Here is a 13200-nt window from a genome sequence, read left to right on the forward strand (position 1 = left end):
CGGTTATTGCAGGAACCCCAGCGGCCGGTGCTGCCGCACATCTGGCTTGACGGCATGCTCCTGGCGCAACTGCGCCAGGAATTCGTCTGGCGTCAGCGTTTCGCCGAGCAGCACGCACTGACGCTTGACCGTGGCAAAGTCGCCCGGCGTCAGGCAATCCATCTTCGCCAGTTCGTCGCGCATGGCAGCGTCCATGCGCTGCGGATCGGCATCCAGCGCTTCCTCGATGAACATCGCCGTACGTTGCTCTGCCTTGAGCGGCAGGAAACGGATCTTGAACGAGAAGCGGCGCAGCGCAGCCTCGTCGATCCGCTCGAACAGGTTGGTGGTACAGACGAAGATGCCGTTGAAGCGCTCCATGCCCTGCAGCATCTCGTTGACCTCGGACACCTCGTAATTGCGCACGGCGTTCTGCCGGCTTTGCATGAAGCTGTCGGCTTCGTCGAGCAGCAGGATGGCGCCGTCTTCCTCCGCGCGCGCGAACATCGCGGCGATCTGCTGCTCGGTTTCCCCCACGTACTTGCTCATCAGGTCGGAGGCGCGCCGGATCATCAGCGGCTGCTCCAGCGCCGCCGCGATGTGCTCGGCGAGCGCGGTTTTGCCGGTGCCCGGCGGCCCGTAGAAGCATAGGGTGCCGCGCTGCCGCGCCTTGAGCGCCTGCACGATCTTGCCGACTTCGTAGCGCGTTTCCAGGTTGAGGTAGTCAAGCCGGTAGTGCGTCACCACCGGGCGCCCTTCCACTTCCGGGCGCAATCCCATGGCGCGGTCGGCATGGTCAAGCTGCCGCACGATCAGCGCCTCCACCGGCTCCGCCACGCCCGGGCCCGCCAGTTGCACGAAGCGCGCGGCCGATTGCACCTGTGCCGGCGTCAACGTCTTGCGCGCGGCCAGCGACGCGATAAAGGCGTCGCTCACGTCCAGCGCGCCCAGGTGCTTGCGGATGATGTTCTCGCGCACCAGCGGCGGCGGGATCTTCAGCTCCAGGTGAAACTGGAATCGGCGCAGGTAGGCGGGGTCGATCTGACGAATCGAGTTGGAAATCCAGATCACGGGCACCGGATTCTGTTCCAGCGTCTGGTTGACCCAGGCCTTGCCGTTCACCGAGCCACGCGGGTCTTCCTGGCCGAACAGGCTGGTGAGCTCGCGCGCGCTGCCCGGGAACACATCCTCGACTTCATCGAACAGCAGGGCCGTGCGCGGACGGCCGCGCAGGAACGCCTGCGACACCTGCAGCGAGCGATAGCGATCCTTGCCCGACAAGCTGTTGCCGTCGCGGTCCAGACAGTCCACTTCGTACAGCTCGCAGCCGGCCTCACGCGCCAGCAGCCGCGCGAACTCGGTCTTGCCGGTACCGGGCGGCCCGTAGATCAGCACATTGACGCCGCAGGCATGCTGCTGCGTGGCGTTGGCCAGCAACGCCGACAGGTAGCGCGCATCGGTCTCGACGTGCGGATAGTCGCCGGTGCCAAGCGTGGGTGCCGCCGCCGGACGCGTGAACACCGCCATCATCTCGGCTTCGTTCGCATAGTTGCCGAGCAGGACATGCAGCAGCCGATCCGACAGGCGCATCAGGTCGCCCAGATCGGTCACGCTGTTCTCGGGCAGGGGCTGCTCGATCAGGTTGAGCGTCTCCAGGCGCGAGCCCGGCCGCAGCGAGGCCGCCACGGCGGCCGGGCTCGCGCCGGTCAAGCCGGCCAGGATCTGGAAGGCTTCCTGGCTGTGCGCCACCTTGCAATCCACCATCACCGCGCGCAGGTCGCGCTTGTATTTGGCGAGCGCCGCGTACAGCAGCAGCTTGCGCTCATGCTCGGGCAAGTCCAGCACATGGCTGAGCATGTCGATGTTGCGTACCAGCAGCACGCGCTCGCCGTCGAGACGCGCTGCCAGCGCAGCCGCCGACGCGTCGAACACGGCAAACATATCCTTGGCGTGATGCTTGACGTACTCATCCAGGTAGTAGAACAGCGCGCTCTCATCGAACGCGCTGTTCCATTGCCCGTGCCGCTCCAGGAATTCTTCGGGCGTGAGGCGCGCGGCGCCCTTCCAGGCCGGCATATCGGCGCAGCGCGCGGCAAGGAAGCGCTGGACGCGCAGCACCACGCCGTACGGCCACACCATCTCCTGGGCGCTGACCGTCAGGATGTCGTTGATATTGCTGCGCAGGTTGAATCTTGGCCCGAGCGAGCACACGACCCGCAGGGCGAACTGGGCGCACATCCAGTCAAGCGCGGAGGTGCATGGCGCGCCGGTAGCGGCACGCAGGAGGGTCGAGCGGTCGTCTTCGGCGAAACGGGTGAAGTCCATGGCCTGGTCCTCTCGCACGGGGGAGCGCCGTGGCCGGCGCGGCGAAATGCTCGAATGGCTCGTCTTTTTCCTATGCTAGCGCGCTTTGTGGCAGATCGGGCATTGCCGGCAACCCTGTGCCATGCGAGAGCGCGCATTTTGTCGCAGCCGCGGGAAGACATCGCCAAATCGGCGTATAAAGACGGCTGCGCGGCAGCGATTCAATGCATTGCACAAAATTCCACCAAATAAGAATCATTATCGTTTATACTGGGCACCTGACACGCTGCCTCGAGAGCGGCGCTCCCACCGGCATCACTGTTGAAGGAGCGTTTATCATGGAATTGCTGCTTAGCTTGCTGGTCGGTTGTGGCATCTCGCTGATCCTGTTCTATCGCAAATAGGCCCTATCGCTAATAAAGCCGGCGCCGCGCCAATTCGCCGACATCTGCTGTTTTCTCATGTTCGATCAACGTTTTTTCAAGATCACGCTCGCCGTCCTGCTGTTCCACGTCGGCCTGCTTTACCTGATCCAGAGCGGGCTGGGGCGCAAGATCACGGAGGCCGTGATCTCGCCTGAAATCGTCGCCCGCATCATCCCGCTCGAGCCGCCTCAAAAGCCCGCCGTCGAGACGCCCAAGCCAAAGCCGGAAGCCCCGCCCAAGCAGGTGAAGGTGACCACACCCAAGCCTGCCCCGCCGCAACCGCGCCCCACGCCGACGCCGGTGGCATCGCTGCCGCCTTCGCCCAATGCCGTGGAAGCGCCGCCCGCGCCGCCTGCACCACCGGCGCCGCCTGCGCCCGCCCCCGAGCCGCCCGCCGCTGTGTCGGCAGCGCCACGCGCGGTTGGCATCGGCGAGATCCAGTGCAGCCCGCCGCAACCTGCCTATCCGTCGCAATCGCGCCGCATGGGTGAAACTGGCAAGGCCGTGGTGCGTCTGACTACAGACGAGACCGGCAAGGTGGTCAAGACCGCGGTCGTGACCTCAAGCGGGTCCTCCAGGCTGGACCAGGCTGCCGTGGACGCGGTGCAACGCATGCGCTGCAAGCCCTATCTGGACAACGGTCGTGCCGTGGCGGTTACCGCCCAGCAACCGATCGGGTTCGAACTCAACTGATTTCAATACCGACCTTACCAGGAACCCAACATGCAGGACCTCGGACTTTCTCACCTCTGGACGCAAGGCGATTTCGTCATGCGCACCACCGCCATCATTCTGCTCATCATGTCGCTGGCTTCGTGGATCGTGATTCTCACGAAGGCGTGGGATCTCTTCCGGCTCAAGAAGATGGCGAATGGCGCTGAAAAGCAGTTCTGGCACTCCGACGATTTCGACCACGCCCTCGAAACCCTCGGCAGCAGCGAAGCCAACCCGTTCCGCACGCTCGCCATGACCGGCAAGGAAGCCGCGCAGCACCATCGCGCCAGCCAGCCGCAACTGCACGACGTGATGGACATCTCTGACTGGATCACCCGCTCGCTCAAGAGCGCCATCGACGAGGCCGTTGCACGCATGCAATCGGGCCTGGCCGTGCTGGCTTCCGTCGGTTCCACGGCGCCGTTCGTTGGCCTGTTCGGCACCGTGTGGGGCATCTATCACGCGCTGATCAACATTGGCGCCTCCGGCGTGCCAACCATCGACAAGGTGGCAGGCCCGGTGGGCGAGGCACTGATCATGACCGCTTTCGGCCTGGCCGTTGCGATCCCCGCCGTGCTCGGCTATAACGCACTGACCCGCGGCAACAAGGGCGTGATCTCGAAGCTCAATCGCTTCGCCCACGACCTGCACGCCTACTTCGTCACCGGCGCCCGCGTACGCCCGACCAGCGCCGGTGCGCGCGCCGCTGATGACAACAATGTGCGCCTCGCAGTCAAGAATCAGTAAGGCCGCAAGCAAGGCAAAAAGGAAGTCATCATGGCATTCGGCACCCTCGACTCGGACGAAAACGAAGTAATGAGCGAAATCAACATGACGCCGCTGGTCGACGTCATGCTGGTGCTGCTGATCATCTTCATCATCACCATCCCCGTGATCAACCACGCGGTCAAGATCGACCTTCCGCGTGCCACCAACACGCCCAACGATCCCAAGCCGCAGAATATCAACCTGTCGATCGACGCCAGCGGCAAGGTCTTCTGGAACCAGGCCGAGATCGATGAGCCCACGCTCGAGGCCAACATCGCGCAGGCCGCGCAGCAGCAGCCGCAACCCGAACTGCACCTGCGGGCCGATCGCGACGTGCGTTATGAGCGTGTGGCAGAAGTCATGGCAGCCGCGCAGCACGGCGGATTGGGCAAGATCGGTTTCATTACGGAACCCAAGCACTAGCGTTAGTCGCGCCGCACCCTTTGGGCCGGCAGCGGACATCGACAAAAAGGGCACTCCATGGAGTGCCCTTTTTGTTTGCGTCGGCCCGCTAGCGCGATTAAAAATCCCTATTGTAATGATAACAATTCTCATTTAAGATTGGACCAACTTGAACCCGGTCGTGACAGCACGCAGTCCCGCGTTGCCGCCACAGACCACCGGACCGGAGCCCACCCATGAGCACCCTGACCCTGCCGCTGTCGCAACCGCATGAAGTCACCCGCCGCCGCCTTTCCCTGCGCCGGGTCGAAGTCAATTCCAACAAGGCTGCGCAGGCACGGCGCGAAAACCCCGCCAGCGCAGCTATCGAATCGATGAAATCTGCCGTAGCTGCCCTGCCCGCCCGGATCGAAGCCCTGGTGCGCGATAGCCTTCCCGCAGCGCCCGCCGGCGATGCAGTGCCCCTGGATTCGTTGATGCGCGGCACCAACCTGCTGCCGATCCTGCATAACGGCGAGGTCTACACGCTGCGCATCACGCGCTATGGCAAGCTGATCCTGACGAAGTAACCGCGCACAGGCGTACGCCCGCACCAGCGCAAGCCATGCCGCGGGAAACCATGTAACGCTGTACGGATTTCTATGGATGCAGGAAGGGCTACCGGAACCGGCAGCCCGGCGCTAATGCCCCTCGACAGGCTTCGGCATCAGGGAGCAACAGCAATTTGTTCCGCAATCAGCAGGAGGTGCCTGGACAGTGAGCCGCGCTCACTGTCGGCACTACACCCGCCTCTGCTTGCAGACGATTATCAGATGCCCAGGGCGGCAATGCCCGCGCGCGCGATCTGTGCGTCTTCGGTCGACTTCACGCCCGACACGCCAACCGCGCCCACTACCTGGTCATTGACCACGATAGGCACACCACCCTCCAGCATGCCTTGCAACACCGGCGCGGTCATGAACGAGTGACGGCCGTTGTTGATCATGTCTTCGTAGACCTTGGACTCGCGACGGCCCAGCGACGACGTACGTGCCTTCTCGGTGGCGATATAGCTCGAGATCGGTGCGGCGCCATCCAGGCGTTGCAGTGCCAGCAGGTGACCACCATCGTCAACGATGGCAATCGAAACCGCCCATTGGTGATTCTTGGCTTCCAGCTCGGCTGCGGCCAGTACCTTCTTCACATCATCTGCCGTCAGCACGGTTTTTTGCTGCATACCACTCTCCTCGAAGATCATTTCAGTGAGCCGGAAGTATAGCGCCACGGCCCTTGGCATGACCATGCCACCACCGTCCCGGCACCTGCCCGCAAAAAGCAAAAGACCCGCTCGACGCGGGTCTTTCGATGATTCACGGCGTTGCTGCATGCGGACTGCCGAAGCCCTCAGGGCTGCGGGCTTGTGTCCGGCAAACTCAGGCTCCGTCGCTGAACTGGTCGCGGCGATCGCCAACCTTGGCGCCGTCGGTGAACGGATCAACCTTGCGTGCGCCGTCGGTGTACGGGTCAACCTTGCCAAGCTTGGCGCCATCGGTGTAGGGATCGACCTTGCCGATCTTGGCGCCATCAGTGTAAGGGTCTGCCTTGGCAATACCGGCTGCAAAGGCGGAGGCGGAGAGTGCGGAGAGGGCGGTCAGGGCTGCGATCGCCACCAGGCTGTTTTTGATCTTCATGGGCGGATCCTCTTGGGAATTAGGTCGTGCTGGAGGGGCGCTGGATGATGAAGCATCGCGGAATCTTGTCATCACGGCGTCACAGCAGCAGTATAGGGGGAAACCCTAATAACGATATGAGCGCCGGTTTGACCTGTCTCTTCAAATTTTTTGAACCTGCTGATAACTATGGAACCTTGTCCCGATTGCCGCCTACAGTTTGTCTCCCAGGGCTGCGCCTGAAAAACAAAAGGGCCCCGCAGGGCCCTTTTCACCAGCCTGCGCGAGGCAGGCCGTTCATGCTTATCGCCAGTGGCGTCCATGTCCCGGGCCATAATGGCCCCGGCCATAGTAGCCCCGCTCGTAGTAGCCGCGGCCGTAGTAACGCGGGCCATAGTAGCCCGGGCCGTAGTAGCCCGGGCCCGGACCGTAATAGACCGGAGGCGGACCATAGTAGACAGGAGCAGGCGCCATGATCACGGGCGGCGCGGCAATATAGGCTGGGGGCGGATAGTACGCCGGGCCGCCGACAACAACGCCAGGCACGCCAATCGCCACGCCAACGCTCACATGGGCCATTGCCGCACCGGATGCCAGCGCCCCAAGCAAAGCGAGTCCTGCGAGCCACCAACGTTTCATGATCCTTGCCTCTTGCAATGCGTTATTCGATACAAGGTATTGTAGGTTCTTGAAAAAAAGCAGGTGAAACCGAGAACGTTACATTGTTACCAGGAGTAACAATCGACACATAAACACGCTGCCCCCGCCCACTTGGCTGCCTGCGGCGCAAATCCCGCGCGGAGCTTGCATCACCGCGCCCAACCGACCACAATATCGGGCTTGCCGTGCGGCCGTGGAGAAATTGGTAGACTCAGCAGACTTAAAATCTGCCGCCTTTACGGGCTTACGGGTTCGACCCCCGTCGGCCGCACCAGCATCCACCCTTCCCTCGGCTTCGCGTGCTCAGGCCACCGCCGCGCACAACAGTGCGCCACCGCACACCAGGAACACAAACAACAGACCGGCCAGAACCAGGGGCTTGCGCCCGGCGCGCAGCAAGGTGCCAATGCGGGTGTGCAAGCCAATTGCCAGCATCGCGCAGGCAAGCAGCCAGTTATCGAAGTCAAGCAGGGCAGGCTTCCAGTCCTGGGGCACGAGTCCCGCGGAATGCACGGCCATCACCGCCACAAACCCCACCGCGAACCACGGAATCGCCTTCAGGATGGCGCCCCAAGGACGCCCGCCTGCCGCCTTCTCGCCTTTGCCCTCTTCCTCGAGCCCGATGCCGGCCTTCGGCAACAGCGCCAGCACCAGCAACAGGGGGCCCAGCGCCAGCACGCGCACCATCTTGGTCACCACGGCGGCATCCGCGGTGGCATCGCTGACCATCTTGCCCGATGCGATGACCTGTGCCACTTCGTGCAGCGTGGCGCCGGTGTAGATGCCAAACGTGCGCTCGCTGATGGCCAGGTGCCAGTGCTGCGTGGCCAGCTCGAACAGATAGGGATACAGCAGCATGCCGGCCGTGCCGAACAGCACCACCGTAGCCACGGCCACGGCCGTCTGGCGGTCGTCGGTGCGCACCACCGAAGCCACCGCGATGGCTGCAGCGGCGCCACATACCGCGCTGCCCGCGCTGACGAGGATGGCTTCCCGGCGGCTCAGCCCCAGCAGCGAAGAACCGATCCAGATCCCCAGCAGCATGGTCGACACCAGCATGGCCAGCGGCACCAGCACGCCTGCCAGGCCCAGGTCGGCGATAGCGCCGAAGGTGAGGCGCAGGCCATACAGCGCCACGCCGAGGCGCAACAGTTGCTGGCGCGCCAGCTGCATGCCCGGCGCAAGCGGAGTGAGCCAGCGTTGCGGGAGCGTGTTGCCCGCCACCATGCCGGCGAACATGGCCAGCGTCAGCGCGCTCATGCCGAGGTGGGAGACCGCCGGGTGTGCCGAGAACACCATGGCCAGCCAGGCGATGAAACCCAGCGGCACCAGCGTCAGGATCCGGGTCGGCCACGAGGGGGGTTCGACGCCGAGATTGGCAACTGCGGACGAAGGAGTGGAAGACATGGCGGGGGTCCTGCCCGTAACGCCGGAGGGCTTCGGGGCGCATATTGAGTATGTCCGAAGCGTACTTAGCTGGCCTAAATCTGTAAAACAGGTAATATCGCTATACGTTACCTGTTTTGCAGATATGAACCATCGCCCGCTTCGCCTGACCCTTCGCCAGCTCTCCGTTTTCGTCGCGGTGGCGCAGCACGGCAGCACCGTGGCTGCGGCCGATGCGCTGGCCATGTCGCAATCCGCGGTCAGCGCCGCGTTGGCGGATCTGGAGGCCGCACTGGGCGGCGCGCTCTTTGACCGGGTCGCGCGCCGCCTGAGCATCAATGAGACCGGCCGGCTGTTTTTCCCGCGCGCGCTGTCGCTGCTGGACCAGGCACAGGAACTCGAGCGCTTCACCGTGCAACCCGGGGTACAACTGCGCATTGCCGCCAGCAACACCATCGGCAGCTATATCCTGCCGGGCCTGCTCGCGGGCTTTCGACATGCGCAGAGCGGGCCCTGCGCGCTCGACATGCGCATCGGCAATACGCGCGAGGTCCTGCAGGCGCTGCTGCATTTCGAGGCAGATATCGGGTTGATCGAGGGCACATGCCACGAGCGCGACCTGCGCAGCGCCCACTGGCGGGACGATGTGATGGTGGTGGTGGTCAGCCCGTCACACCCGCTCGCAAGCTACCCTGGCAATCTGGCCGCCTTGCGCGACGCCGACTGGGTCGTGCGCGAACCCGGCTCGGGCACGCGCGAGATCATCGAGCAGCGGCTGGCACCACTGCTGGGCGAGTTGCGCTTCGCGCTGGAGCTGGGCAACTCCGAAGCGATCAAGCGCGCCGTGATGAGCGGCTACGGGGTGAGCTGCCTGTCGCTGCAGGTGGTGGAAGACGAATTGCGGCACGGCACCCTGGTGGCGCTGCGCGACGGCCTGCCCGACGTGGTGAGGCCGCTGCATCTCGTGGTCCACCAGGACAAATACCCTACGCAGGGCCTGCTGGCCTTTACGGAGTATCTCCGCCGCGATGCCGCGGCAACCAGCCAGTGAGCCGCACAATCCGCGGCATGCCCACGATCAGGCGGGCTGGGGATCCGCTTCGCCTTCCTGCTTGGCGGTATAGCGATCGAGCAGGTGGAACAGCAGCGGGTTGAGCACGATGGACAGCAGCGCGCCGGCCAGGATCAGGGCGTGGCCCCGCTCGGGGAGGATCTTCAGGTAGACGCCGAGGCCCGCGAGGATAAAGGAGAACTCGCCGATCTGGGCCAGGCTGACCGCAATGGTCATGCCGGTACGGGTGGAATGCCCGAACACCCGAACGATGCAAAGCGCGGCGAGCGATTTGCCCACCACGATGATGAACAGCGTGGCCAGCACGCCCCAAGGATCATTGATCAGCACCTTGGGGTTGAACAGCATGCCGACCGATACAAAGAACAGCACCGCGAACGCGTCACGCAGGGGCAGCGACTCCTCTGCCGCGCGGTGACTGAACTCCGATTCCGCCAGCACCATGCCGGCAAAGAATGCACCTAGCGCAAACGACACGCCGAACAGCGAGTACGCGCCAAAGGCCACGCCAAGCGCCGTTGCCAGCACCGCCAGACGGAACAGTTCGCGGCTCCCGGTCCAGACGATGCGCTCCAGCATCCAGGGAATAAAGCGACGGCCGATTACCAGCATCACCGCGACGAAGGCGGCCACCTTGCCCAGGGTAGCGAACACGGCGAACACGATGTCACCTGACTCCGGTGCGGCCGCGCCTGAAGCCGTGGCGTCTGCGGACGGCGTGAGCAGGCCGGCCAGCGCCGGCAGCAGCACCAGCGTCAGCACCATGGCCAGGTCCTCCACGATCAGCCAGCCCACCGCGATCCGGCCCTGCGGCGACTCCACCAGCTCGCGCTCCTGCAAAGCCTTGAGCAACACCACGGTACTCGCCACGGAAAGCGCCAGCCCGAAGACCAGGCCTGCCCCCCATTCCCAGCCAAAGCCCCAGGCTGCGCCCATCCCGAGCAAAGTGGCAATGCCGATCTGCACCACCGCACCCGGAATGGCGATCGTTTTCACCGCCATCAGGTCCTTGAGCGAGAAATGCAAGCCAACCCCGAACATCAGCAGAATCACGCCAAGCTCCGCCAGCTCCGGTGCCAGCGCCTGATCCGCGGTGTAGCCCGGCGTATACGGGCCGACCACGATGCCCGCGCACAAGTAACCGATCAGAGGCGGAAGCTTTAGCCGGTTGGCCAGCGCGCCCAATATAAACGCCAGGACGAGACCGCCGACGATGGTGCTGATGAGCGGGGTAGCGTGATGCATGCGATCTGGGTTCCTCGTGCTTGGCCATGGCGGCGGTGACTGGATGCCCCGCCCGCCCCCAGCGGCAATACGGCGGGGACCACAAAGCGCCCTCTGGGCTGCGTTACGGCGTTGAACGCCGGACGCAGGCCGAGAGGTACCGCACTGATTGAGGGAAAACGGGAACGGGAGTTTTACAGCAGCCCGGGGGCGAAAAGCGTGGCATGGGTCCAAGCGGACGACGATGGCACGCTGTTCAGGTCGGATATCCCCTGAACGCCCCGTGAAGACTACACCATGGAATGTAACACGATCACCACAATGGCAAAGCGCGGAATCGGGGCAGGATGTACCCCCCATCACCGCAGAAACTCTCTGCCGCCCCCTGCCACCCTGCCGCCTGCAGTCCTATCGCCCAGCCAGCTGGAACGTCGCCACGGTATCGCGCAGCGTGTGGGACTGTTCCTCCAGCGAGTGCGCGGCCGCTGCCGCCTGCTCCACCAACGCCGCGTTCTGCTGCGTGACCCGGTCCATCTGCCCGACGGCCTGGTTGACCTGCTCGATCCCGGTGCTCTGCTCACGCGAGGCCGCGGCAATCTCCCCGATGATGTCGGACACGCGCCGCACTGCCTGGCGAATCTCGCTCATGGTCCTGCCCGCATCCTCGGCCTGCGCCGAACCCTGGCGAATCGTGCCGACCGAGGTGTCGATCAAGTCCTTGATTTCCTTCGCCGCGCTGGACGAGCGCTGGGCCAGGCTGCGCACCTCGCCGGCCACGACCGCAAAGCCACGGCCCTGCTCGCCGGCGCGAGCGGCTTCGACCGCCGCATTGAGCGCGAGGATATTGGTCTGGAAGGCGATGCCTTCGATCAGCGTGGTGATTTCAGCGATGCGGGTGGAACTGCTGCTGATTGCACCCATGGTTTCCACCATCTGCTGCACGGCCGTGCTGCCGTACTCCGCCACCTCGGCGGCATTGTCCGCCAGGCCGCTGGCCTGGCGCGCATTGTCGGCATTCTGGCGCACGGTCGCGGTCAACTCCTCCATGCTGGCGGCAGACTGCTCCAGCGATGTCGCCTGCTGCTCGGTGCGCGTGGACAGGTCCTCGTTGCCCGCCGCAATCTGATGGGCGGCCATACTCACCGAATCGGTCGCCAAGCGGACTGCACGCAGTGCCGACGCCACGCGCTCGATCAACTGGTTGAAGGCAACCGCCGTGCGCCCGATCTCATCCTCGTGGCGCACCGAAGCGCGGCGATCGAGGTCCAGCGACGCGCTCACATAGCGCAGGGTCTGCTCGATCTCGGCCAGGCTGTTGTGGATGCGGCGGTAGAGCGAATAGCCCAGCGCACCGGTGACAAGGAAGGCGCAGGCAATGATCGCCGAGAAGACCGTCAAGGCCAGTCCGTACGCCTTGCCGTTGCTCGTCACCACCTGCTCGCCCAGACCCGCGTTGTACGCCACGTGCTCGTTGATGGCCGTGCGCAGCGCCTTGGTCGCGGCAAAGAGCGAGCCCCCCCGTCAGCATGCCCCGCGCGCCTTCGTCGTCGCTGGCGGCGAACCGTTCCAGGAAGCGCTCCCGCTCCGCGCGATATTGCTTCACCGCAGCGCGGTCCACCTCCAGCAGCTTGCGGTCGGTCTCGTCGGAAAGATCGCTGCGCTCGTAGTTGGCGACCGCGCTATCGAAGGCCTCGTCCGCCTTGGCCAGAGCCGCCACGGCTTGCGCGCGGCTGCTTGCCTCCGGCGACAAGGCATAGCGGTAGAGCGACACGCGCATGGTGCTGACGGTATCGCGCAGGTCGCTCAGCGTTCGCACGCTGGCGAGCGTGTTGTCATTGAAGTAGGTAAAGCGCTCCTGCGACTCGCGGAGCTGCCAGAGGCCGCCAACTCCGACGGCAAGCATGGCAAGCAAGGCCAGCGACAAGGTGGCCAACAGGCGTTGAGTAATGTTCATGGCACATGATCAGTGCGCGCGAGGGCGACACCGATTCTCCAGGAAAGGTGGACGATGACATGCCTCCCCGTGGGCAACGGGAACGGGGCCAGGCAACCTGCTTTCGAAGCGCGCTTGCAACAATCTCGGGATCCGGCGGGCCGTCTTTTGAACGACTCTCACCTCCGCCTTTACGGCAGCCTCCGGAATAGCTGAAGCAGAATCGTGAAATAAAACGAAAATAAGCGATGATATTAGGAGTAATCCTAAAAATCGAAGAGGATAAGAGACTATGAGAGGGAACGAGATGCCTGATCAGGCGGAAACTCGACGAAGGAAGGTATCGCCGCAGCGGAAGACGTCCGTGATCGGATCGCCAGAAAACAAAAAGCGCCACCGGTGAGGGTAGCGCTCTGTGCTTGACAATCTTGGAGGCGGGGGTCGGAATCGAACCGGCGTACACGGCTTTGCAGGCCGCTGCATGACCACTCTGCCACCCCGCCGGGTGACGGCTGCTGGATTGTAACCGCATTCGCCAGACCCTGCCGGGCTGCGCTTGCGCATTACCATCACAAACAAAAAGGGAAGCGGTGCTTCCCTTTGGGATTGGAGCGGGAGACGAGGCTCGAACTCGCGACCTCAACCTTGGCAAGGTTGCGCTCTACCAACTGAGCTACTCCCGCA

12 protein-coding genes, 3 tRNA genes and 1 pseudogene are annotated in these 13200 nt (G+C 64.0%); 6 read left to right on the plus strand and 10 right to left on the minus strand.

The genetic code is table 11. From position 1 onward, the window contains the following. Window positions 1-3 precede the first annotated feature (3 nt). On the minus strand, window positions 4-2304 hold the full coding sequence (locus ACGLHR_RS35190; protein WP_318231381.1) for an AAA family ATPase: 2301 nt from the start codon (window positions 2302-2304) through the stop codon (window positions 4-6). A 440-nt stretch (window positions 2305-2744) separates the two neighbouring features. On the opposite strand from ACGLHR_RS35190, the gene ACGLHR_RS35195 reads away from it, so the two are divergent. The 4 genes from ACGLHR_RS35195 (at window position 2745) to ACGLHR_RS35210 (ending at window position 5161) form a co-directional block, all read left to right on the plus strand. Further along, window positions 2745-3401, plus strand: a complete 657-nt coding sequence (locus ACGLHR_RS35195) for an energy transducer TonB (RefSeq protein WP_400099715.1) — start codon at window positions 2745-2747, stop codon at window positions 3399-3401. 30 nt (window positions 3402-3431) lie between these two features. Beyond that, entirely contained in the window at window positions 3432-4169 is a 738-nt protein-coding gene (locus ACGLHR_RS35200; RefSeq protein WP_267603765.1) for a MotA/TolQ/ExbB proton channel family protein, read from the plus strand. A 30-nt stretch (window positions 4170-4199) separates the two neighbouring features. Then, window positions 4200-4613 (plus strand): biopolymer transporter ExbD, encoded by a 414-nt coding sequence (locus ACGLHR_RS35205; protein WP_267603766.1) that lies wholly within the window; start codon window positions 4200-4202, stop codon window positions 4611-4613. Window positions 4614-4828: 215 nt separating this feature from the next. Then, complete coding sequence (locus ACGLHR_RS35210; RefSeq protein WP_318231382.1) at window positions 4829-5161, plus strand: hemin uptake protein HemP; 333 nt, start codon at window positions 4829-4831, stop codon at window positions 5159-5161. A 239-nt stretch (window positions 5162-5400) separates the two neighbouring features. Here ACGLHR_RS35210 and ACGLHR_RS35215 read toward each other — a convergent pair whose 3' ends face one another. The 3 genes from ACGLHR_RS35215 to ACGLHR_RS35225 all read right to left on the minus strand — a co-directional run bounded on the left by ACGLHR_RS35215 (window position 5401) and on the right by ACGLHR_RS35225 (window position 6880). Next, window positions 5401-5808: a heme-binding protein gene (locus tag ACGLHR_RS35215; protein WP_400099718.1), complete on the minus strand. Its 408-nt coding sequence runs from the start codon at window positions 5806-5808 to the stop codon at window positions 5401-5403. Between the two features lie 196 nt (window positions 5809-6004). Continuing rightward, window positions 6005-6262: a hypothetical protein gene (locus ACGLHR_RS35220; protein ID WP_006158643.1), complete on the minus strand. Its 258-nt coding sequence runs from the start codon at window positions 6260-6262 to the stop codon at window positions 6005-6007. Between the two features lie 282 nt (window positions 6263-6544). Further along, a complete protein-coding gene (locus ACGLHR_RS35225) occupies window positions 6545-6880 on the minus strand; it encodes a hypothetical protein (protein ID WP_400099720.1) in 336 nt (111 codons plus the stop codon). A 208-nt stretch (window positions 6881-7088) separates the two neighbouring features. Between ACGLHR_RS35225 and ACGLHR_RS35230 the strand changes: the two genes are divergently transcribed. Continuing rightward, window positions 7089-7175, plus strand: a tRNA-Leu gene (locus ACGLHR_RS35230). A gap of 29 nt (window positions 7176-7204) precedes the next feature. Here the strand turns inward: ACGLHR_RS35230 and ACGLHR_RS35235 are convergent. Continuing rightward, window positions 7205-8308, minus strand: coding sequence for a YeiH family protein (locus tag ACGLHR_RS35235; RefSeq protein WP_400099722.1), 1104 nt, complete (start codon window positions 8306-8308; stop codon window positions 7205-7207). 124 nt (window positions 8309-8432) lie between these two features. Here ACGLHR_RS35235 and ACGLHR_RS35240 point away from each other — a divergent pair, with 124 nt between their 5' ends. Then, complete coding sequence (locus tag ACGLHR_RS35240; RefSeq protein ID WP_318231385.1) at window positions 8433-9338, plus strand: LysR family transcriptional regulator; 906 nt, start codon at window positions 8433-8435, stop codon at window positions 9336-9338. Between the two features lie 27 nt (window positions 9339-9365). Here ACGLHR_RS35240 and ybaL read toward each other — a convergent pair whose 3' ends face one another. The 5 genes and pseudogenes from ybaL to ACGLHR_RS35265 all read right to left on the minus strand — a co-directional run bounded on the left by ybaL (window position 9366) and on the right by ACGLHR_RS35265 (window position 13199). Further along, entirely contained in the window at window positions 9366-10604 is a 1239-nt protein-coding gene (gene ybaL, locus ACGLHR_RS35245) for a YbaL family putative K(+) efflux transporter (RefSeq protein WP_400099723.1), read from the minus strand. A gap of 387 nt (window positions 10605-10991) precedes the next feature. Beyond that, window positions 10992-11981 (minus strand): methyl-accepting chemotaxis protein, encoded by a 990-nt coding sequence (locus ACGLHR_RS35250; RefSeq protein ID WP_400099724.1) that lies wholly within the window; start codon window positions 11979-11981, stop codon window positions 10992-10994. A gap of 172 nt (window positions 11982-12153) precedes the next feature. Then, window positions 12154-12537, minus strand: a pseudogene (locus ACGLHR_RS35255) (MCP four helix bundle domain-containing protein); the annotation flags it as partial. Window positions 12538-12945: 408 nt separating this feature from the next. Beyond that, window positions 12946-13019: transfer RNA gene (locus ACGLHR_RS35260), tRNA-Cys, on the minus strand. Window positions 13020-13123: 104 nt separating this feature from the next. Further along, window positions 13124-13199 (minus strand) — tRNA-Gly (locus ACGLHR_RS35265). Window position 13200: the final 1 nt, after the last annotated feature.

Source organism: Cupriavidus sp. CuC1 (genome assembly GCF_044627735.1).
GTDB classification, from domain to species: Bacteria; Pseudomonadota; Gammaproteobacteria; order Burkholderiales; family Burkholderiaceae; genus Cupriavidus; species Cupriavidus ulmosensis.

Excerpts from the sequence above, each read along its gene's own strand:
- ACGLHR_RS35190 (WP_318231381.1), bottom strand. The coding sequence starts at position 2,304 with ATGGACTTCACCCGTTTCGCCGAAGACGACCGCTCGACCCTCCTGCGT.
- ACGLHR_RS35195 (WP_400099715.1), top strand. The coding sequence starts at position 2,745 with ATGTTCGATCAACGTTTTTTCAAGATCACGCTCGCCGTCCTGCTGTTC.
- ACGLHR_RS35200 (WP_267603765.1), top strand. The coding sequence starts at position 3,432 with ATGCAGGACCTCGGACTTTCTCACCTCTGGACGCAAGGCGATTTCGTC.
- ACGLHR_RS35205 (WP_267603766.1), top strand. The coding sequence starts at position 4,200 with ATGGCATTCGGCACCCTCGACTCGGACGAAAACGAAGTAATGAGCGAA.
- ACGLHR_RS35210 (WP_318231382.1), top strand. The coding sequence starts at position 4,829 with ATGAGCACCCTGACCCTGCCGCTGTCGCAACCGCATGAAGTCACCCGC.
- ACGLHR_RS35215 (WP_400099718.1), bottom strand. The coding sequence starts at position 5,808 with ATGCAGCAAAAAACCGTGCTGACGGCAGATGATGTGAAGAAGGTACTG.
- ACGLHR_RS35220 (WP_006158643.1), bottom strand. The coding sequence starts at position 6,262 with ATGAAGATCAAAAACAGCCTGGTGGCGATCGCAGCCCTGACCGCCCTC.
- ACGLHR_RS35225 (WP_400099720.1), bottom strand. The coding sequence starts at position 6,880 with ATGAAACGTTGGTGGCTCGCAGGACTCGCTTTGCTTGGGGCGCTGGCA.
- ACGLHR_RS35235 (WP_400099722.1), bottom strand. The coding sequence starts at position 8,308 with ATGTCTTCCACTCCTTCGTCCGCAGTTGCCAATCTCGGCGTCGAACCC.
- ACGLHR_RS35240 (WP_318231385.1), top strand. The coding sequence starts at position 8,433 with ATGAACCATCGCCCGCTTCGCCTGACCCTTCGCCAGCTCTCCGTTTTC.
- ybaL (WP_400099723.1), bottom strand. The coding sequence starts at position 10,604 with ATGCATCACGCTACCCCGCTCATCAGCACCATCGTCGGCGGTCTCGTC.